We start from the raw sequence: 20592 nt of genomic DNA on the forward strand, positions 1-20592 counted from the left end.
TCGTCAGGCTCATAACCTGAAGGTCGCAGGTTCAAATCCTGCTCCCGCAACCAACTTTAGAAAATCCCAGAGCAGCCCGCGCAGACTACAATTGATCACCCGGAGCAATTGCTTAACGTCTTCACCTCATCGCGCCACGCTCCAAAATCGACGCGTGAGGAAGAATGGGAGAATAGGGATGACCCTGAATCTATCGCTCTACGTGCTTCTGATCTCAACCCATTAATGGCGCGATATTGGTATTCTGCGCCAAGCGTTCCGATCGCTTAATGCCAATGCCGCGTTCAAACGCAGTTTGTTTGCATGAAAGCCCAATGATCAGCTTGATCCGTCTCGCAGCAGAGACGAATCAATCCGTGCGCTTCATTCCCATATTCAATCTCCTTTGCGGCAAAATGCCTTGAAAGGAGCGGTATCAACCAATCACACGTCCTAGTTTGTTCAAACCTGTAAAAGTAGTTTTGCGACGTCCAATAGTCCTGCTTGCCCAAAAAGCTCATCTGTGCTCGGTGTTGTATATGAGTTCATGGCATCTGGCTGCAAAGATGACCCTGCATCTAACCAATACCAGTGGTCTAGATTTAGTTTATTGGTATCAGCCGAAAAACCTTCGAAAATGTTCTTGACGTCAACACCTGACACCTTTGAAGTCGACTTGCGCTGCATCATCGCGATTGCTCCGGCGACCAAGGCAGCAGCACCCGATGTGCCTCCAAATTCAGCATATAATCCCGAAGGATCGTCGCGCGCACTTTCTCGTTTCTTCACAGGGCCAGCGAATGTTCCTTCCACGTAGCCCCTCGGTCCTGGAACATCCAAGGAAAGTAACCGTTGTGAGGCAAATGAAATTTCAGGGATATCATCATAAGGTGGTTCGCGCTTTTTGTGCACGTTCTCTACCCAGAAGTCGCCTGCTGAAGCAGCGCGACGGTCCAATCGGATTTGGTATCTGTTATATACTTCTCCGTCATCTGAAGGTGCGACTACGGTCAGATCACCCGAGTAGTTGGAATAACCCGATCGGTAGCCGTTGTAATTGACGGCGCCTACTGAAATGACACCGTTTGCGGGATTGGATGACAAACTAGCCGGGTAAATCAGTTCACTCCTGCCCTCATTACCTGCGGCGCATACAACAGGCGTCTGCTTGCTTACCCATTCTATGACTTTCTCAAGTAGAGCCCAGGATTTTTGGATATCCAAAATATCTTCATGAACTTCTCCCGCCTTGCTTTTATGAAGGCGGGTCTCTTCATCATCGTCAAAAGAGGTTGGATAGCCGGGCCAATACGAAGGGTCAGCGGCATCGCGCGGAAATAGAATGACATCCACACCTTTCGCTTCTGCATATAGAAAGGCCGCTATCAGTTCTTCAGGGCTAGGAGATATTGAAGTTGTGATAGGAACTACTTTGCTTAGCGGGTCTACGCCAAAGTAAGGGGCAACATTACCCGCATTGCCGAACTGATCCAATTCATAACTGGTACCGCTAGTCAGGCCAGCGCATCCAGTCCCGTGAGCGGCATACCGATCATCATAGGCATCGACGTAACGCTTGACGCCAAAACCGTTACTAATTCTGTTAATTATCTCGGTTTCTTCGGGGTCGAGACCAGGTATGACCAAAGCGCTGATTCCGGTCAAATGTTGTTCTGGTAGCTCGCGGTGTCTGTTTGCTGCAGGATATGCCGATAACTCCTCGTACTTTGCTCCATACGGGTGGCTCGCTAGATCAATTGCGTCATTCCAAATAACTTGATCTGGAGGGGGAAGGGGGGCCTCTGGCGCTTCTAAGTTTGGATGATGCCGGGCCACCCCCATATCAATGAGGCCAATTTTTACATCCCGTCCTGCAAAATCCCATTCGACACCAGATATCGTCGGGCAAACCTCACCAGATGAGGTGCCAGTTGGTACGGAAATCGCATTGATCGCCACCAGATGCCAAAGATAGTAGTAACGTTTATATAACTCATCGCCAACAGGCATTGGCTCACCTCCCCTTTGTAGCTATCCCAGCCATTCGTCCTGGGCTTCATCCATCAGTTCATCGAGAGCTTCTGTTAGATAAACCACTGTTTTCTTTGCGAGACTGCGTCCTGCAGCTGTATCACTTGGGTAGTGTAGACCTGCCCATTCTCGGTTCTCGGCAATTCGCTGGGCGCGATGGAAAAGCGCTATCGTTCCCGGATGCTCTGGAACCAGCCGAGAGAACAGCTCGGCAATCGCGAATGATTGATAAGAATGGTTGGATGGATATGCAGCGTGATAGGGTACGGGGATGTAAGGACGGATAAGCGGCTGCACGATGTTTGGTCGAGGTCGGCTGAACCTATTCTTGTAAGTAAGGCCGATCTCGTTGGTGATTTCCAGCAGGATGACCATCAAGGCCTTCGTCGCATCAAATCCGCCCTGCTCGTCAATCCCTAAAGGGGTCAGGTAATCGTCAATTCCGAACTGCGCTTGTGCAACAATTTCGTCGCGACGGCGCACTTGATCTGGCTGTTTCAGTTGCTCCTGAAGCTCCAGCAGATGAGTGGTTTCGTTCAGGCTTTCATCGGGTCCTGGAGGTGGTAGAAGATCAATATTCTCCCAGATTTTCCCGAGAATACTTGTATCAATAGGAATGCCAATTTTACAGAGATCACGCATTTCGCGCCACCCAAATGAGGCATCGCTCCCACCGAAATCGAACTCAGTGCGGTTTCTGTTTCTATTTCGATTCCTATTTCTGTTTCTATTTCGATTCCTGTTTCTATTTCTGTTTCTATTTCTGTTGCGGTTCAGGGCAAAGGATGAAGACTGACCCATCGCGATTACAGCGGCTCCGAGTGCAGACCGGCTTCCAATTTCTGTGGCAACCGAATTAGCTACTTGTTCGTTCCGCTGAAGACGATCTACCAGAGTCATCTCATCAAAAAACAAATTCAATTTTTCAAGTGTTGGATCATCAATTATGTCGTCCTTGATCTCACGAATCGCATTGATGTACGCCCAGAATGTTTGCTGCTGTTCGTCATAGATTAGCGATACAAGTTCATCCCTATTTCGCTCAGGATTGTCCTCTGCGCCCAAGTTCGCCAGCTTTAAAACTTTACACGAAATCAATTCCCCACGCCGAACGAGCATACCGAAGTTGTTGAGAAAACTAACGTAATTCAATGAATCCCCCTCCCTTGATCGAAATACTAAATTTGTTTTGGCAGCCCGATACGGCTCAGACCATCCTCCATAAGTTTTGCGCTGAAGCGGGTTGGAACCGGAAACCAGTCTTCTCGAATACTTGTGAGAGACATGTCTGGCTCCAATTCGACAAGTCGATGTAACGCTTTCTCACCTTTGGTGTGATCGCCCAAGTGACCGTAAGATGCCGCCAGATAGCGCATAACTGCTTTAAACTGTGGTTGTACCGCCATTACGTTTTCGCCAAATTTGACGGCTTGTTCGAAGTCGCCATTTACCAACGAAGCTACGCAGCTTGCGCCGTCGAATAGATGACGATAAGGGCTGTGCCGTCCGATAACCCTAGCTTTGTTCGCGGCCTCCACTGCAAGCCTCGGACGATCGGTATAGCAATAGAGCATCGCAGCAGAATCCCAACACATTGCACGATATGGGCTCAGCTCCAGGGCTCTGTCAGAAAGGTCCTGAGCAATCGAAAACTCGCGGAACACGTAGGAATAGACGTGAGCGACAAGCCCTAAAACGGTCCCGTTATCTGCGTCAGCTTCGACTGCTCGCCTCGCTAGCTCTCGTGCTCTTTCTTCAAGCTCAATGTCCCACGTTCCGTAACGTTCGCCGATTTGGAACGTCGTAAAATATGCTAGCCAGGCCAAGTAAACAGGCTTGGGGTCGATTTCGTAGGCCGCCAATATGTCTGCCTGCAAATGGTCCAAACCGGGTCCGGACATTGTTAGCAAGTGATGGACAGCTGAGATCGCCGTCTTTGCAGCATGATGGGCAGCGGGGTCTCGCATATGACGCCCATTCACCAATGCCGTGAGGAGCGCATCGGTAGCGTAGCTTACAAAAGCTGCAACGCTGGAGGTTGAGAGCCCAAGAAAGTCGCCCTGATCAGCCACCACATTCTGATTCCAAATAACTTTCCGGTCCTCGGGGCGCATTGCAGTGACAGAAACTTGAAGCATGCTTTCGCAGGCTGACGCTCTGCACTGAAGAAACAAGTCGGGACCAACACCGTGGCTGGGGCTGGAGTTGTATGGCCCGGGCACGTTCGGGGTGCGATAGTCCTGAACAATCAGGGCCTCGGTTTCCGAAAGAGATTTTGATAGCTGCTCTGCGACGATATTTGCTACGAAAGAGGCTTTTTCCGATCCCGCTCCCACATCTGAGGCTAGAAGGCCAATTACGAAATTTGTTCTCGTAGTTTCTACCCATGACGCATTAGGCGTTGGCTGAGTTGTGAGATCTGTTTTACTTACTAGATTAGCATCATCTTGGTTGATGCATCGAACCGCAGACCGTTGATGCTGGAGCCAATCCATGAAAGCAGCATTGCGGCAATTGAAACCCTCCAACAGCCTATTATTCGATAGTTCTGCTGTTGGCTCCGTTACGTCTATTTCTAATTCTTGTTGATTGAGGCAAATGAGATCTTTGTCGCGAACTACACTGATTAGGGTTGCCAAACCCGTGTGTTCATTGGTGGCGTCAACGAGCCGCTCCAATAAAGCAGACCTTTCAGAAGTAGACTGGTCCTCCCAAATAATTTCGCCAGCCCGATGCGCTGAAAAAACACCTTGAGAGCAAGCTAAGAGCGAGAGAAGCATTGTCTGCTCGTTGTTTAGGTCCAGCAAAGTGTTTTGGGAGCCCCAATACTTCGGATACCCAATCAATTCGAGACGGGCCTTTGCCAGCGACTCTTGGTCCGAAACTCTGATCACCTTGAATAACTCGAGAGAGTTTCCCAGATTTTTTAGTGTTGGGTAGCCGATGGAGACAAACCGAAAGTCGTTTCCACCCTGAAGCGAATTTCGGACCGCACTGGAGACCAGGACATCACCGGCCGATCCAGCACTTTCGATACGGGCCGCGGTGTTTACGGTATTCCCTATAATTTGGCGGTCTATTTCAAATGTATCACCAACATGCACACCGATCCTGAATCCGCGATCATAGTTTCCGACTTGTTCGGAAAGAGTTTCCTGTACCCTCAACGAGGCTTCTACCGCGACTGAAACACTTCTGAATGTCGCGCAAAAACCATCACCAGCAATACCCGTGACTTCGCCTCCAAGAGCGACCACTACTTCACTGGCTAAATTCAGATCCGCGCGAATAGTGGATAGGGTTCGCATTTCAGTTTCGCGAACCGCTAACGAGTACCCACATGCATCAATGAACACGATGGCCATTAGGCGGGCTTCGGGTGTTTTAGTCTTGGAAAACTTTGTCTGGTCTACCCCATATCTTGACCTCAAAGTAAATAGATTAAACGTTTCTAATGCCTAAAATTCGACACCCTGATCGATTGTTTTAAATAAAAATAACCCCACAGTTAGGGTCAGTAGTACACTAATCTCAGTAACTCGTCGACATTAAACGCGCTCGACATTTGCAATTGCGAACGCAGGTATTTGTTAAGTGCCAGATATAAATAAATAAATTTAGTGGTGGGTGATATGAACTGATACTTTCCGGTCATTGGTAAATGTTAAAGAGGGAATGCTTCCGCATTACTTCATAAGTGCTTGATTCCGGTGAATAAGAAAGAAACGCACCGTCGCAGCGCGAGATAAGGATGCACATTAAGAGGTCAAAGAGTGAATGCCACTTGAATATCGACAAAAGGCGTTTCTTGACATCTTGTCATTGGATTCTATTTTTGCATCAACACGTACCAAGACTTCAAGCGCTGCTAATTCATCTTTCTCTATGACAACACAACGGTAAAACCCAAGGGTCGTGTTACAATTGAATTAGATCTTTGGATTTCTACCAATTGAAGCATTGTACTATATTTCGTCAAAATGGATGCTTATCAGTTGAAGTATATTGAACTAACCTAGAACTCCCCCGTTTTTTGTTTAGAACAAATTTTTCTCCCAAGGTTTGATGACTTGAACCGTTCTCTGGAACGAAGGATGCGCGATGGGCACAGATGGGGAAGCAAGATGCATTCCAGTTTAAAGTGTCAGTTCAGTAGCTCGGGAAGTGCCCATCCAGTGTTGGCTGTGCTATTCGGTTAAAGCTTGATGAGGCTATCCCTCATCCAATGAGAGGTATCGTAGTTTCTGCTGAGAAGGACACCAAGCAGCGATAGTCCGCTTATCGAGCCTTCTTCATAGGTGGAGAGAGTGACGTCATAGTGTTATCTTTCGAATTCAAACTTTCATCACTGAGCACCTTCGAAGTGCAGGGTTCTCAGTGGCCCCGAGAATCTTTCCGAAACATCTTGTTTCCAATTCGCGAACTAAGAGTTTCGAATTTAGCCGTGGACACATTTTTGCCATAATGCCATCCTGGCACTGTGGGCGGCATGTCTTTATTTTTAGCACTTTCTAGTTTTTCCAACTGGATTTGAGGGGGTTACCTAGTTCGATATGCCGCCCCACGAGCAATCTTCTGATCGTCCAATGAATGAAGCGCATTTTCGGTGGCGTTGATACAATGCGCGTTCAAACCTTTTGTATCGCGCATCTGGGTGTAGTTATGGCGTACCTCGACAGCGCCATTAGATTCTATGGGTGCAGTTTCAGGTATCTTTCCATTGATCGTTGCGCGCCGAATGATGTGCAATCGGCGATGCAGAGGTGCAACAGGTCAAGATAGAAATGCCATCAGAACGACCCCAACTAACGTCCTGAGAGCGGTATCTGAGCAAGTAAGCGCTACCTGGATAGCAAGTTTCCGCGACGTAAACATAAGCTCACTTTTCGCCTTTCAAGACTTGCTCTATGCCGGGTGCAGCATTCCGGTGGGGCCCGATATGAAACTCAGTGCGTTGGAAATCCTTTGCGTCATTTTGGCAAGTGTTGTGGCAGTGGCTGGTTTTGCCGGAGCCGTGAATGCGCTTGTTTCAGCGATCTAATGTAGCACCGCAAAGTTGTAGGGCCTTTAGGCGCATGTTGTCGCGCTCGTGACAACTGTTCTCTCGGGGTGTCGGTGGTTTTGTAGTAAGACATTGAAATTAAAAAATTAAAGAAACACCATGCACTTCTTTTTCGTTCATCGTTGACGCCGTCGTCACCCAAAGTGAACAGGTCTAAGGCCCGAAAGCAAGCCCGCTTCGTCCAAATCTCGCGGTGGCGGTATTAGATTGAAAGCGTCGCCTCACATTCCACCTAGCAGAGGGGTTGGCGAGGGGGTCGAGCCAACCCCTCTGAAGGGGATACACGGATCAGTGAAAGTGGTCCGTTGAACTCAGGTTATGCGATGCTTGTAGGCCCGTATATTGGGGGTTCCCCGTAGTTGGGAAAATTAATCTTTCAGACACATTCCGGACATCTCGCCCAGATACCAAAACGATACGGCGCGCCTAGAAGATGTCTGATGATTTCTTGAGGGGGTACGAGTTTGGCGCGTCGTACCTTGAACCTCGATGATTTCCCAAAAACCTCAATCGAGGTTGATAACGGTGCCCTGCTTCAAGGACGCATCCGCCGCATCGGCCAGCAACTGAGCCCGCAGCCCATCGATGATACCTGGTGCAAGTTGTCCTGATCCGGACACAGCGTCAGTGAAATGGGCCATCTCGGCTTGATAGGCGCCTTCGTAGCGTTCAAGAAAGAAATGCCGGGCGGGGGCTTTGCGGAAACCCGACGGAGTCGCGACCTCAACCGCATTCTCCAACATGTTTTCGGCCCGCAACATGCCCTTCTCGCCATGCACCTCGATGCGCTGATCATAGCCATAGCTGGCGCGGCGCGAGTTGGAGATCTGGCAAATCTTGCCACTGGCTGTCGTCAGGGTTACGGCTGCGGTGTCGACGTCTCCGGCTTTGCCGATCTCGGGATCGACGAGCGATGATCCAACAGCGTAAACGCTGATAGGTTCTTCGCCCAGCAAGAAACGTGCCATATCCAAGTCATGGATCATCATATCGCGGAACAACCCACCCGAGCTTTCGATATAGCTGATCGGTGGCGGCGAGGGGTCGCGGGACAGAATGGTGACAATTTCGACCGCGCCGATCTCACCTTCGGCGATGCGGGATTGAATATTGGCAAAGCTCGGATCAAAGCGGCGGTTGAAGGCCGTCATGAAGGGCACGCCGGTGGCTTCGACCACCTTGATGCAGTCGCGGATGCGGTCAGCGGACATGTCCACCGGCTTTTCGCAGAAGATCGCTTTGCCGGCATTCGCCGCTTTATGGATCAGATCGTAATGGGTGTCGGTCGGAGTACCGATGACGACAGCATCGACATCTTTGCTTTCGATCAGTTCGTCCGCCGACAGGATCTGTGCGCCAGTTTTGTCGGCCAGCATCTGAGCCGGTTCTGTGAATGCGTCCGCCACTGCGCTCACCCGTGCGCCATCAATCTGCCCGATCGAGCGCGCATGAACCTGACCGATCCGCCCGCATCCCAATAGCCCGATATTCAGCATGTCATGCCCCTTTGAACGCTTTCAGTACTCGGCGCGTCGCCTCGACCACCGGTTCATGTGTATCTTTCAGTATTTGAACGCGGTCGAACCTGTCCGGATCGGCATTCACGGCCGTTCGCAGGGCATTCCCAAAGGCCATTCGCAGCTCGGTCCCGATGTTAAATTTGCAGATTTTCGATCCGCGCGCCAGCGCAGCACGTTGCGCAACCGGCACGCCCGAGCCGCCATGGATTACCAGAGGTATATCGGTCACGGCTTCGATGGCGCGGATACGGGCCTCGTCCAGACCGCCCTCTTTGTTCTGCTGCAAATGGACGTTGCCAACCGAGATCGCCATTGCATCCACGCCGGTCTCTCGGGCGAATTGCGCGGCTTCCTCCGGGTCGGTTCCGTCCGAACCTTCACCACCCGAATAGCCGACAAAACCGATTTCCCCCTCGCAGGAGACACCAGCGGCATGGGCCATCTCGGCAATTGCAGCGGTCTCGGCGATATTCTGTTCCAAAGGCTTGCGTGAGCCGTCGAACATGACAGAGGTGAAGCCGCTGTCGATGGCGATGCGGCACTCGTCCCACGTATAGCCATGGTCCAGATGGGCCACGACAGGCACACTGGCCCCTTCGGCCAGATGGCGGAACATCTTGCCCAGAACCGGCAGCGGCGTGTGTTCGCGGCATGATGGGCCGGCTTGCAGGATGATCGGTACGCCTTCGGCTTCTGCTGCGGCCACGTAGGCACGCATGTCCTCCCAGCCCAGCGTCACCAGCCCGGCCACGGCATAGCCGTCGCGAAGCGCGGGTTGCAGCACGTCCGATAATGTCACAAGGCTCATTTGAACTTGGCCACCATGTCCATAATGCCCGGGATCGTATGCAGCTGGGCTGCATGGGTCGGTTGGAAATACTGCTTCAGCGAGCGCTGACTGAGCCCGCCGAGGATGGTGAAATAGTACATTTCATACCCCGGCAAAACTGCGCAGGGGTGATAGCCCTTGTCCAGCAGGATCGTCGAGCCATCCATGATGTGATAGGCATCACCCGGCTTGTTGTCTTCGCGCTGCAGCATCTGGACGCCAGAACCATAGTTGGGCCGGAAGCGGAAATTATAGGTTTCGTCATGGCGGGTTTCGATCATTTCGCCATCGTCGCTTTTGCGGTCGGTGTCATGTTTGTGGCTGGGAAAGCCGGACCAGCCGCCCTGACCCACGGTATAAAGTTCAGACACCAGCAAGCGGCCGACCTTGTCGTGATGGTTCGCGCCCAGAATGTGTTTGATCTTTCGATGGGTTTTGGTGTCGTCCGATCCATACTGCACCAGATCCAGCTCGGGTACGCGGACATCAAAGGGTTCAAGCACACGGTCGAATTTTGCGCCCGCGATGAAGGTTTCGGTTTCATCCGTCATGCAGGTTATTCGAACCTTGGCGCCGACGGGAACGTATACGCCCTCGGGCTCGCCATCCCAGACGTCGATGGTGCGGTTGCCAAGGTTGGTATAGATCGCGCCGTCCACATCGACATCCACGGTACCGGTAGCGGGCACGATGCAGGTCTCATAGCCCGGTACGGCATATTCGAACACCTCGCCCTTTTTCAGTTTGACGATGTTGAAATAGTTTAGCGGCACCAGATCATGGTCGGCATCGACGATAGGTTTGTTCTGGTTGTCATGGGGCGCAATATGCATCTGCGTCTCCTTTCAGGTATCCGTGGAGCCCGGGTGTTGGGCCAGAAATTCGTCAAGTTCGGGCGTCGTCGGCATGGCCCCGGCGCAGCCGGGTTTCGACACGACGATCGACGCGCAGGCCGAACCGCGCAGCACCGCATCGCGCAGGTCATGCCCCGCAGCGATCGAGGCCAGCAGTCCGGCCAGGAAGCTGTCGCCTGCGCCGTTGGGCTTCACGGCGGTAACCGGGTAGATGCCGGTGCGGACCTCTTGCCCGTCTGCCAGCGTAATGGCCCCCTCATGGCCCATCTTGTAGATCACCATCTTGCCGTTGGCCGCCAATTCGCGGGCCTTGTCTAAACCTTTTTCGATGCCGCCCGCCATAAAGCCGAACTCTTCATCATTGCCTACGATCAGATCGCTTTCATTCCCTGCGCGGGTCAGAACCTCTGAGGCGACTTCGGGTGATGGCCAACTATAGGGGCGGTAATCGATGTCGAAAATCACCGGCAGGCCTGAGGCGCGCGCATTTTCAAATGCGCGGAAGGTGGCCGAGCGTGAGGGTTCCGCAGCAAAAACCGTGCCCGCCGTGATCAGGGCTGAGAAGGCGCTGTAGTCGACCTCATCCATATCCGCCTCGGTTACCTGGAAATCAGCGGCGCCGTTGCGGTAGATGACATTCTGAAAGTCTTCAATGCAACTTTCGTAGACAGCCAAGGACGTACGCGCCTCGCCACCCACAGCTCGGACATATCTCGTTTCAACGCCATAGTCCCGCAGCCGGTTCACACAGAACCGCCCCACGGCATCATCCGAGACCGAGGTGACCAGCGCCGCTTGCGATCCCAGCTTCACCAGTCCGGCGCAGATATTGGCGCTTGATCCGCCCAGATCGGCGCGAAACACTTGTGCGTCTTCGCTTTTGGTTCCGACCGGATCCGCAAACATGTCCATTCCGGCCCTGCCGAACACGGCAAAGCGGTTACCTTTTATACCTTCGATCAGAGTCACGTGCGCCCCTCGGTATTGCCTGCCCGCGCGGCATCCAGCACCTCGGGGTAGGGATAATTCAGGCCCAGCAACTGCCGCAGATCGGGACTTGCCTGATCAAGGAAATCCTGCGGTAGCGCAGCGGGCATATCTTCCATCGGTTTAACCCATTTGGGCAGATACTGGATCAGGATCGCGCTGCGGTCGTGATCCGCTTTGTTCGGCATCGCGCAATGCCACGTTACGCCATAGAACAGAGCAACATCGCCAGGCTCACCGGTCATCTGCTCGCATTTGTCATAGAACTTGTCTTCGGGCGTGGGATAACGAAGCTCTTTCTGCGATCCGGGTACATAGCCGGTCGCGCCGCTTTCCTTGGTGAACGGGTCCAGCAAAACCGAGACCTGTGCATTCATCGGAAATGATCCATTCAGACCGACGGGATGCGTTTCGGGGCTGTGAAAGTCCCAATAGGGATAGTCGACATGCGGCTCCTGCCCCGGCCCGCCCGGCAGGATGCGATTGGCAGCGATCGAGCCCATGATGAACTCGGTCCCCAGAAACTTGCGGAGGATCTTCATCAGAACCGGATGCGCAGCCATGCGTGAAAACACGTCGCCCTTGGCCAACAGGTTCCAGACCCGCCGCTGCAGGTTCAGTTTGCCATCTTCTTCCGCAGCGCCTTGGAAATGGGTCACTTTCTCGGCCGCCGTTTCGGATTCGGCCATGACGATGGCACGTGCCTCGGCGATCTCTTCAGGGGTGAAAAGGCCCGAGATTGCGACGACTCCGTCACCGTTCAGCAATTCATCCACAATGACGTCTGGGTCAGCCGTTTCTGCCTTGAACCGTTTCATCAGATGCCCTTGCGTTGTTTTTCACGGGTCGATTCCCATTCGACATGGGCATCACGAACCCTCTCGTCAGCCGAAGTGTGGGGTGTACCAACCTCCCACCATGCATGGCCTTCAGTGGTCCAGCCTTCATAGGCGTCCACGTCCATCACAATCACATAAGTCTTGTCGCTGGCCTTGGCGCGCTTGAACGCTTCGGCCAGTTCTGCCGGGTTCGCGACCTTTTCGCTGGTGGCCCCCATCGAGGCTGCGTGGGCAGCGAAATCAACGCCAAAGGCTTCGGGGATGGTAGGGCAGTCTTCCAGCAGGTTGTTGAAGCTTTCGTTGCCTGTGTTGTTCTGCAGCTTGTTGATGACTGCAAAACCGCCATTGTCCAGCACCAGAACAATCATCTTCTTGCGGCTCAGAACCGAGGAATAGATGTCCGAGTTCAGCATCAGATATGAGCCATCACCGCAGAAGGTAATTGTGTCCTTATCCGGCTCACGCTCAGATTGGGCAATGCGCGCGCCCCAAGCGCCTGCGATCTCATAGCCCATGCAGGAGAATCCGAACTCAACATCAACGGTGCCAATATCCAGCGTGCGCCAGTTGGCGGTGACTTCAGCGGGCAGACCTCCGGCAGCGGCGACCACACGGTCACGCGGGTCGCAAAGCTCGTTCACAACGCCGATGGCTTGCGCGTAGGAGCTTGGGCGGTTCCCGTACGCGACATTCTCGGCCACATAGGCATCCCATTTATGCCGTTCGTCCTGCGCCAGAGATACCCAATCGGGCGGGGCGGTATAGTCAACAGCCTCTGTTAGAGCCTGAATTGAAAGCTTGGCATCCCCAACAACTGGCAAGGACATGTGCTTACCCGCATCATGCCGCGCAGCATTGATCGAGATGAACTGAGCGTCCTTGGCAAAGGCAGTCCACGAGCCGGTCGTGAAATCCTGCAAGCGCGTCCCGACGGCGACAATCACATCGGATTGTTCCGCAATCGCGTTGGCACTGTCTGATCCAGTGACGCCGATCGGGCCAATGTTCAGCGGATGGGTCGCCAGCATATTGGCGCGGCCCGCGATGGTTTCGACGACCGGAATCTGAAACTTTTCGGCGAATTCGGTCAAATCGGTCACGGCTTTGGAATACTGCACGCCCCCTCCCGCAATGATCATCGGGCGTTTCGCGCCGGCCAAAGCGGTAGCGGCATCGGCGATTTCATGAGCATCGGGAGATTGGCGGCGAATGCGATGAACTTTTTTCTCAAAGAACTTCACCGGGTAGTCATAGGTCCAACCCTGCACATCCTGTGGCAACCCGAGGAACGCCGGCCCGCAATCGCCCGGGTCCAGCATTGTCGCTATAGCGGCGGGCAGAGATTGAATGACCTGTGCCGGATGCGTGATGCGATCCCAATAGCGGCTGACCGGTTTGAAGGCGTCATTCACACCAAACGTCGGGTCATAGTAGTTCTCCATCTGCTGCAGAACCGGATCCGGTAAGCGGGTGATGAACGTGTCCCCGCACAACATCAGCATTGGCAGCCGGTTCGCATGGGCCAGTCCAGCAGCAGTCAACAGATTCGCAGTGCCGGGGCCTGCGCTAGCGGTGCAGAACATGAATCGCTGACGCAGCCACTGCTTGGAATAGCCTGCGGCGGCGAATCCCATGCTCTGTTCATTCTGTCCGCGATACAACGGCAGCTCATCCCGGACAGTATTCAGTACCTCGCCCAGGCAGGTCACATTGCCATGACCAAAAATCCCGAAGCCCCCGCCACATAGGCGATATTCCTGACCATCGATCTCTATAAACTGGTTCGACAGCCAGCGAATGATCGCCTGCGCCGTTGTCAGGTAAACAGTTTCGTGTTGCGCGGACATGTCTGCGGGCTCCTTTAGGAAAATTATGATGCAGTGCCGAATGCAGCTTGCGAGAGTCCTATTCTCACGATACAAGTTTTGCAACCGGTTGCAAATGGTTTTCAAGAAAAAGCGAGGGAGGACGTCGGAATGGCAGAGATCGGCATTGGCATTCTAGGCGGCGGATATATGGGCAAGGCTCATGCGGTCGCCATGTCCTCGGTTGGGGCGGTGTTCAACACGGCCTTGCGACCACGGTTAGAGATGGTGTGCGCCTCGTCACCGGAAAGCGCTGAGCGGTATCGTCAGGCCTATGGATTCGCGCGCTCGACGGATGACTGGCGTGTGTTGGTGAACGACCCGAAGGTCGAGGCCGTTGTGATCGCCACGCCTCCGGAAACACATCGCGAGATCGCTCAGGCAGCGTTTGCGCTGGGCAAACCGGTGCTGTGTGAAAAGCCTTTGGGCGCGTCGCTGGAGGATGGTGCGGCGATGTCAGCAGCGGCCGAGGCCTCGGGCTTGGCCAACATGGTTGGTTTCAACTATATCCGCACCCCGGCCAGCCAATACGCTCGCGCTCTGATAGCCGAAGGAGAGATCGGCGACATCACATGGTTTCGGGGTGAGCATACCGAAGATTTCTACGCGCACCCTCAAGCCCCGGCAACCTGGCGTACAACAGGAATGTCGAACGGAACGATGGGTGATCTTGCGCCTCATATGATCAATGCCGCACTGGCTTTGATCGGCCCGATTTCACGCGTGATGGCCGAGGTCGAAACCGTGCACAATAGCCGCCCGGGTGGCGAAGTTGACAATGACGACCACGCTCAGATGATGGTGCGGTTCGCGAACGGAGCAATGGGATCGATCTATATCAGTCGAATCGCGACTGGGCGCAAGATGGGCTATGCCTATGAGATCAGTGGCACCAAGGGTGCGATCCGCTTTGATCAGGAAGACCAGAACGTTTTGTGGCTCTACCGTATGGAGGGTCCCGAAGCTGAGCGTGGCTTTCGTAAGATCCTGACCGGCCCTGCGCACCCGGACTATGAGCCGTTCTGTCAAGGGCCGGGCCATGGCACGGGCTATCAGGATCAGATCATCATCGAGGCGCGAGATTTCCTGCGCGCGATCGAGACAGGTAAACCGGTCTGGCCGACCTTCCACGACGGGCATGAGGTCAACCGGGTCGTCGCTGCGGCATTGGCATCGTCAGCGGATGAAAGCTGGAAAAATATCGAAGATTTCTGAGCATCGGAGACAAGACAAGATGAGCATCAGAATTGGCAATGCGCCCTGTTCCTGGGGCGTGGAATTTGCGCAGGACCCGCGCAATCCGCATTGGAAAACCGTTCTCAGCGAATGCGCTGCGGCCGGGTATAAGGGTATCGAACTGGGCCCGGTGGGTTTCATGCCCGAAGACCCTGCGGTGCTGGCCGATGCGCTGGCCGAGCATGATCTTGAACTGATCGGCGGCGTTGTGTTCCGCAACTATCACGACCCCGACGCGTGGGAAGACGTGCTGGACGCCACCCACCGCACCGCTCGCGCATTGAAGGCGCATGGGGCGAAGCACATGGTGCTGATCGATGCGATCTCACTCCGGCGCGCGCCAACCGCTGGTCGCGCCGATGAGGCTGAGCAGATGGACAAGGCCGAGTGGACGGCGTTCCGGGATCGGATTTCGGAGAGCGCGCGGATCGGGTCCGAGGAATACGGGCTGACCGTTGGGATGCACGCTCATGCTGCGGGCTTTATGGACTTTGAACCTGAACTTATCCGTTTGCTGGACGAGGTCGATGAAAGCCTTCTTAAAATTTGCTTCGATACGGGGCATCACTCTTATGCCGGGTTCGATCCGGTCGGCTTCATGAAGCGCTACGTTGATCGGATCTCGTACATGCACTTCAAGGATATCTCTCCGACAGTGAAAGCGGATGTAATTGCCAATCGGACCGGCTTCTATGATGCTTGCGGGCAGGGGATTTTCTGCAATCTGGGTGAAGGCGACGTAGACTTTCCAACCGTTCGCCAGGTGCTGCTGGACGCAGGTTTCACAGGATGGTGCACGGTCGAACAGGATTGCGACCCGACGCTTGATCCCGACCCTGTAGGGGACGCGCGGAAGAATCGTGAATACCTTGAATCCATTGGTTTCAGTTAAGGAGGTCCAGACCATGACCAAGCTGAAATGGGGCATGATCGGAGGCGGCGAAGGTAGCCAGATCGGACCGGCGCACCGGTTGGGGGCGCTGGCGGACGGGCATTTCCAATTCACCGCCGGAGCGCTGGATCACAGGCCTGACATTGGTCGCGAATACGCCCAACGATTGGGTATCGCGGCAGACCGAGCCTACGGCGACTGGTCCGAGATGCTGGAAGGTGAGAGCGGGCGCGAGGATCGGATTGATCTGGTCACTGTAGCCACTCCAAATGCGACGCATTTCGAGATCACCAAAGCGTACCTTGAGGCCGGGTTCAACGTGCTGTGCGAAAAGCCCATGACCATGACGGTGGAAGAGGGCGAAGAGATTGTCAAAGTCGCCGAGAAATCAGGAAAGATTTGCGCGGTAAACTACTGTTACTCGGCTTATCCGATGGTGCGTCAGGCTCGTGCGATGGTGCGCGCAGGTGAGATCGGCAAAGTCCGTCTGGTCGTTACCAATTTCAGCCACGGCCATCACGGAGACGCCACCGATGCTGACAATCCACGCGTGCGCTGGCGCTATGATCCGGCGATGGCGGGTGTTTCCGGGCAGTTCGCTGATTGCGGTATCCACGCGATGCACATGGCCGGATTCATTGCGGATGATGAGGTTGAGACCCTGTCTGCAGATTTTGCTTCAACCATTGGCAGCCGTGAACTTGAAGATGATGCCATGGTCAACTTCCGCACGACAAAAGGCGCTGTTGGCCGGCTGTGGACCTCTTCGGTGGCCATCGGTCGGCAGCACGGGTTCGACATTCAGGTGTTCGGAGAAACCGGCGGTCTGCGATGGGCGTCGGAGCAGCCGAACCAGCTTATCTACACGCCTGTTGGTGGTCGCCTGCAGATCATAGAAAAAGGCGAAGGCGGGCTGCATGAAGACGCGCAACGACTCAGCCGGGTGGCGATTGCGCATCCCGAAGGGTTCCCGTTGGCGGTTGCGAATATCTATTGCGATCTCGCAGATGCAATTGCCGGGGAAACCCGCGACGGCTTGCCCAATGCGGCAGACGGCGTGCGGTCGATGGCGGCTGTGCATACAGCGGTCGAGTCGGCGAAACAGGGCAGCGCGTGGATGGATGCCCGGCCACCGATGTTTCGTTAACTCTCAGATACGGGGCGCAATGTGCCCCGTTCCACCACCGAGCATGGGAATATCCGTGCCTCCGGATATCGGTCGGGTTCGTTCAGGGTTGCCACCATCAGCTCAATCGAAGAACTCACGATTTGCCGGATCGGCTGATGGATGGTGGTGAGATCAATATTCTCCCACCGTGCCATTTCCATGTCGTTCAGGCCGATGATGCCGATGTCTTCGGGCACCTTTAGGCCACTATCCAGAATCGCGGACAACACCCCGATGGACAACACGTCATCGCCGCAGAAATATGCATCAGCCCGCTCAGATTGGAGCAAGCGTAGCATTTCCTGACGACCTGCATCGAATGAGTAAGCCTCAGCAAACGAGCAGGTTACATCAATGCTAGGATGCCGGGCCATCTCTGACATGAAGCCCGCATGGCGATCCTGAGTCGAGGTCGCCGCCTCGGGCCCGCCTAGAAAGGCTACTTTCGTATAACCACGCGCGACCAGCTCGCGGGCCGCCATGCGTCCGCATTCCACATTGTCAATCCCGACCACATGAACCTGCGGTGAAGAGGATGACCGGCCAAAGCTGTGCACCACTGGTACGCCGGCATCCCGAAACGCTTTTGCGAAGCCGGGCGGCAAGGTCGACGACGCTACGACAACGCCATCGACCGAATACTGGCGCAGCATTCGTACCGAATTTTCGGGTTCAACCTCGTCGGTCAGATTCACCAGCAACGGGCGCAGGCCTCGGTCCTGCAGCCCCCTGGTAAAGAGGTCGAAAACTTCAAGAAATATCGGGTTGTGGAAGTTGTTCGAGACCAGCCCGATCAGCTTAGTTCGGCCTGTGGTCAGAGATGAAGCCAGTGCATTTGGGCTGTATCCCAGCTCACGCGCGGCCTTCTCGACTTTTCGGCGCATCTTGTCAGAAACCGAGGCCCCATCGGTGAAAGTGCGCGACACCGCCGAGCGTGAAACGCCGGCGCGTTCTGCAACCTCTTTCAATGTGACAGCCATGATCCGTCTGACCTTCCTGCGTTTAGTGGCAGTCCTTTTACCTGTATTCTTTGGCAGATACAGTATGAAACACATCTGACACCGTTTGCAACCGGTTGCAAAATTTTGACAGATATGCTCTAACTCGAGTCGGAGAGGTGCGAAGGACTGCCTCAATCCGCGATAACATGAGTTTTGGGAGGACATCATGACTTCACTGACGAAGAAGTTGGCGCTGGCGGCGGCGGTAGCTGCGACGCCTCTGATCGCAGCCACGGGCGCTGCGGCGGAAGGTGAGAAATACATTCTGGTCAGCCACGCGCCAGACAGCGATAGCTGGTGGAACACGATCAAGAACGGCATCGCGCTGGCAGGCGACCAGATGGGTGTCGAAGTCGAATACCGCAATCCGCCCACTGGCGACCTTGCTGATATGGCGCGGATTATCGATCAGGCGGCTGCTTCGGGTCCGAACGGGATCATTACCACGTTGGCGGATTATGATGTGCTGAGCGGACCGATCAAATCAGCGGTCGATGCGGGCGTTGATGTCATCATCATGAACACTGGTACGCCGGATCAGGCCCGGGAAGTTGGTGCCCTGATGTATGTGGGGCAGCCCGAATATGATGCCGGATTTGCTGCAGGCCAGCGCGCCAAGGGTGACGGCATCGGCTCGTTCCTTTGTGTGAACCACTATATCGTTCAGCCCTCAAGCCAGGAACGTTGTCAGGGCTTTGCAGACGGCTTGGGCATTGAACTGGGGGATCAGATGATCGACGCCGGCCAGGACCCAGCCGAGATCAAGAACCGCGTGCTGGCCTATCTGTCGGCGAACCCGGATACTGATGCGGTTCTGACACTGGGTCCAACCTCGGCTGATCCGACAATTCTGGCGCTGGAAGAAAATGGTATGGCCGGTGACATCTATTTCGGCACCTTCGATCTGGGTGGTGAGATTGTCAAAGGCATCAAGTCTGGCGTGATCCAGTGGGGAATTGATCAGCAGCCCTTCCTGCAGGCTTACCTGCCGGTTGTTGTGATGACCAACTACCACCGCTATGGCGTTTTGCCGGGCAACAACATCAATTCGGGTCCCGGCTTCGTAACTGCTGATGGTCTGACCAAGATCGAAGAATTTGCTGGCGAGTACCGCTGATTCTTAAAGCGCGGGCGCCCCGCCAAAGCGGCGCCCGCCAACAACTATCTGACGCAAAATCACTGCTTAACTCGGAGGGGCGTTCTAATGAGCGAGTCTGCTCAAAACACGGCTGTAACCGACGAACGGATTAAAGAAATATCGCCGCTGCGCAAGGCCTTGATCCGGCCTGAACTTGGCGGGATGGTCGGCACCGTTGCCGTCTTCACCTTCTTCCTTTTGTTCGCTTTTGACAGCGGCATGTTCAATGCACAGGGCATGATGAACTGGTCGGTTGTCTCGGCGCAGTTCATGATCATCGCCGTGGGTGCCTGCCTTCTGATGATCGCGGGTGAGTTTGACCTGTCAGTCGGATCGATGATCGGCTTTTCGGGCATGATGATCGCAATTTTTTCGGTCACGCTGGCGTGGCCGGTCTGGATGGCCATTATCGTCACGTTTGCGATGGCGGTGGCAATCGGCGCGCTGAACGGTTGGATCGTGATCCGGACTGGGCTGCCTAGCTTTATCGTAACGCTGGCCTTCCTGTTCATCTTGCGCGGCTTCACCATCTTCCTGCCGCAGGTGATCGAGCGTAAAACTATCATTGGCGGCGTAAAGGACGCGGCCGAAGGCGATTGGCTGGCGCCGATCTTTGGTGGTAAAATTTTGCAGGGATTGTTCCAATGGCTCGGGGATGCCGGGATCATCGCCGTATTCGAGCGTGGCACTCGCGCCGGTCAGCCAGTTGTGGATGGTATTCCAATGCTGATCGTTTGGGCGATCGCACTGATCATCTTTGGTCACGTGCTGCTCACCAAAACGCGGTTCGGCAACTGGATCTTCGCCTCGGGCGGGGATGCTGAGGCGGCGCGCAACTCGGGTGTGCCTGTGAACCGGGTCAAGATTCTGATGTTTATGTTCACGGCCTTCTGCGCCACTGTCTTCGCTGTCTGCCAGGTGATGGAGTTCGGATCGGCTGGTGCTGACCGGGGTCTGCTAAAAGAGTTCGAGGCGATCATCGCCGTGGTCATCGGCGGCGCGCTTCTGACCGGAGGATACGGCTCGGTACTGGGCGCGGCGCTGGGCGCGTTGATCTTTGGCGTGGTGCAACAGGGGTTGTTCTTTGCCGGTGTCGAAAGCTCGCTGTTCCGGGTCTTCCTTGGGGTGATCCTGCTGGGGGCTGTGATCCTCAACACCTATATTCGCCGCATCATCACGGGAGAGCGTTGA

15 protein-coding genes are annotated in these 20592 nt (G+C 54.6%); 5 read left to right on the forward strand and 10 right to left on the reverse strand.

Translation table 11 applies throughout. The annotated features are described in order from the left end of the window. Positions 1-441: 441 nt before the first annotated feature. The 9 genes from ACR0CZ_RS00005 to iolD form a co-directional block, all read right to left on the reverse strand. Positions 442-1989: a S8 family serine peptidase gene (locus tag ACR0CZ_RS00005; RefSeq protein ID WP_170395036.1), complete on the reverse strand. Its 1548-nt coding sequence runs from the start codon at positions 1987-1989 to the stop codon at positions 442-444. A 21-nt stretch (positions 1990-2010) separates the two neighbouring features. Further along, positions 2011-3162 carry a phosphatase PAP2 family protein gene (locus ACR0CZ_RS00010; protein ID WP_170395034.1) on the reverse strand — a complete coding sequence of 384 codons (1152 nt, stop codon included), beginning with the start codon at positions 3160-3162 and terminating at the stop codon, positions 2011-2013. A gap of 26 nt (positions 3163-3188) precedes the next feature. Next, entirely contained in the window at positions 3189-5375 is a 2187-nt protein-coding gene (locus tag ACR0CZ_RS00015; protein WP_170395032.1) for an adenylate/guanylate cyclase domain-containing protein, read from the reverse strand. Between the two features lie 2203 nt (positions 5376-7578). Further along, the gene (iolG, locus tag ACR0CZ_RS00020) at positions 7579-8568 is read right to left on the reverse strand and encodes an inositol 2-dehydrogenase (protein WP_170395030.1); all 990 of its coding nucleotides are present in this window, start codon (positions 8566-8568) and stop codon (positions 7579-7581) included. A 1-nt stretch (position 8569) separates the two neighbouring features. Then, positions 8570-9400 carry a class II fructose-bisphosphate aldolase gene (locus tag ACR0CZ_RS00025; RefSeq protein ID WP_170395028.1) on the reverse strand — a complete coding sequence of 277 codons (831 nt, stop codon included), beginning with the start codon at positions 9398-9400 and terminating at the stop codon, positions 8570-8572. Beyond that, complete coding sequence (locus tag ACR0CZ_RS00030) at positions 9397-10254, reverse strand: 5-deoxy-glucuronate isomerase (protein ID WP_170395026.1); 858 nt, start codon at positions 10252-10254, stop codon at positions 9397-9399. Before ACR0CZ_RS00030 ends, ACR0CZ_RS00025 begins: the two co-directional genes overlap by 4 nt. A 12-nt stretch (positions 10255-10266) precedes the next feature. Further along, entirely contained in the window at positions 10267-11244 is a 978-nt protein-coding gene (gene iolC / locus ACR0CZ_RS00035) for a 5-dehydro-2-deoxygluconokinase (RefSeq protein WP_170395024.1), read from the reverse strand. Then, positions 11241-12080 carry a phytanoyl-CoA dioxygenase family protein gene (locus ACR0CZ_RS00040; RefSeq protein ID WP_170395022.1) on the reverse strand — a complete coding sequence of 280 codons (840 nt, stop codon included), beginning with the start codon at positions 12078-12080 and terminating at the stop codon, positions 11241-11243. The genes iolC and ACR0CZ_RS00040 overlap by 4 nt, the downstream gene beginning before the upstream one ends. Next, the gene (gene iolD / locus ACR0CZ_RS00045) at positions 12080-13948 is read right to left on the reverse strand and encodes a 3D-(3,5/4)-trihydroxycyclohexane-1,2-dione acylhydrolase (decyclizing) (RefSeq protein ID WP_480537153.1); all 1869 of its coding nucleotides are present in this window, start codon (positions 13946-13948) and stop codon (positions 12080-12082) included. Before iolD ends, ACR0CZ_RS00040 begins: the two co-directional genes overlap by 1 nt. A 129-nt stretch (positions 13949-14077) precedes the next feature. Here iolD and ACR0CZ_RS00050 point away from each other — a divergent pair, with 129 nt between their 5' ends. Genes ACR0CZ_RS00050 through ACR0CZ_RS00060 form a run of 3 tightly spaced genes read left to right on the forward strand, consistent with a single transcriptional unit; the run spans position 14078 to position 17241 of the window. Then, on the forward strand, positions 14078-15181 hold the full coding sequence (locus ACR0CZ_RS00050; RefSeq protein ID WP_170395018.1) for a Gfo/Idh/MocA family protein: 1104 nt from the start codon (positions 14078-14080) through the stop codon (positions 15179-15181). A gap of 19 nt (positions 15182-15200) precedes the next feature. Then, the gene (locus tag ACR0CZ_RS00055; protein ID WP_170395016.1) at positions 15201-16094 is read left to right on the forward strand and encodes a sugar phosphate isomerase/epimerase family protein; all 894 of its coding nucleotides are present in this window, start codon (positions 15201-15203) and stop codon (positions 16092-16094) included. A 13-nt stretch (positions 16095-16107) separates the two neighbouring features. After that, positions 16108-17241 (forward strand): Gfo/Idh/MocA family protein, encoded by a 1134-nt coding sequence (locus tag ACR0CZ_RS00060; RefSeq protein ID WP_170395014.1) that lies wholly within the window; start codon positions 16108-16110, stop codon positions 17239-17241. Here ACR0CZ_RS00060 and ACR0CZ_RS00065 read toward each other — a convergent pair. After that, entirely contained in the window at positions 17238-18242 is a 1005-nt protein-coding gene (locus ACR0CZ_RS00065) for a LacI family DNA-binding transcriptional regulator (RefSeq protein ID WP_170395012.1), read from the reverse strand. The two genes, ACR0CZ_RS00060 and ACR0CZ_RS00065, sit on opposite strands and share 4 nt — an antisense overlap. A 187-nt stretch (positions 18243-18429) precedes the next feature. Between ACR0CZ_RS00065 and ACR0CZ_RS00070 the strand changes: the two genes are divergently transcribed. Continuing rightward, a complete protein-coding gene (locus tag ACR0CZ_RS00070; RefSeq protein ID WP_170395010.1) occupies positions 18430-19380 on the forward strand; it encodes a sugar ABC transporter substrate-binding protein in 951 nt (316 codons plus the stop codon). A gap of 87 nt (positions 19381-19467) precedes the next feature. Beyond that, positions 19468-20592 carry an ABC transporter permease gene (locus ACR0CZ_RS00075; protein ID WP_170395008.1) on the forward strand — a complete coding sequence of 375 codons (1125 nt, stop codon included), beginning with the start codon at positions 19468-19470 and terminating at the stop codon, positions 20590-20592.

It is taken from the genome of Ruegeria sp. H9, assembly GCF_056532915.1.

What these genes read in the sequence shown, in the direction of transcription:
- ACR0CZ_RS00005 (WP_170395036.1), bottom strand. Translation starts at nt 1,989, where the DNA reads ATGCCTGTTGGCGATGAGTTATATAAACGTTACTACTATCTTTGGCAT.
- ACR0CZ_RS00015 (WP_170395032.1), bottom strand. Translation starts at nt 5,375, where the DNA reads ATGGCCATCGTGTTCATTGATGCATGTGGGTACTCGTTAGCGGTTCGC.
- iolG (WP_170395030.1), bottom strand. Translation starts at nt 8,568, where the DNA reads ATGCTGAATATCGGGCTATTGGGATGCGGGCGGATCGGTCAGGTTCAT.
- ACR0CZ_RS00025 (WP_170395028.1), bottom strand. Translation starts at nt 9,400, where the DNA reads ATGAGCCTTGTGACATTATCGGACGTGCTGCAACCCGCGCTTCGCGAC.
- ACR0CZ_RS00030 (WP_170395026.1), bottom strand. Translation starts at nt 10,254, where the DNA reads ATGCATATTGCGCCCCATGACAACCAGAACAAACCTATCGTCGATGCC.
- ACR0CZ_RS00040 (WP_170395022.1), bottom strand. Translation starts at nt 12,080, where the DNA reads ATGAAACGGTTCAAGGCAGAAACGGCTGACCCAGACGTCATTGTGGAT.
- iolD (WP_480537153.1), bottom strand. Translation starts at nt 13,948, where the DNA reads ATGTCCGCGCAACACGAAACTGTTTACCTGACAACGGCGCAGGCGATC.
- ACR0CZ_RS00050 (WP_170395018.1), top strand. Translation starts at nt 14,078, where the DNA reads ATGGCAGAGATCGGCATTGGCATTCTAGGCGGCGGATATATGGGCAAG.
- ACR0CZ_RS00055 (WP_170395016.1), top strand. Translation starts at nt 15,201, where the DNA reads ATGAGCATCAGAATTGGCAATGCGCCCTGTTCCTGGGGCGTGGAATTT.
- ACR0CZ_RS00060 (WP_170395014.1), top strand. Translation starts at nt 16,108, where the DNA reads ATGACCAAGCTGAAATGGGGCATGATCGGAGGCGGCGAAGGTAGCCAG.
- ACR0CZ_RS00065 (WP_170395012.1), bottom strand. Translation starts at nt 18,242, where the DNA reads ATGGCTGTCACATTGAAAGAGGTTGCAGAACGCGCCGGCGTTTCACGC.
- ACR0CZ_RS00070 (WP_170395010.1), top strand. Translation starts at nt 18,430, where the DNA reads ATGACTTCACTGACGAAGAAGTTGGCGCTGGCGGCGGCGGTAGCTGCG.
- ACR0CZ_RS00075 (WP_170395008.1), top strand. Translation starts at nt 19,468, where the DNA reads ATGAGCGAGTCTGCTCAAAACACGGCTGTAACCGACGAACGGATTAAA.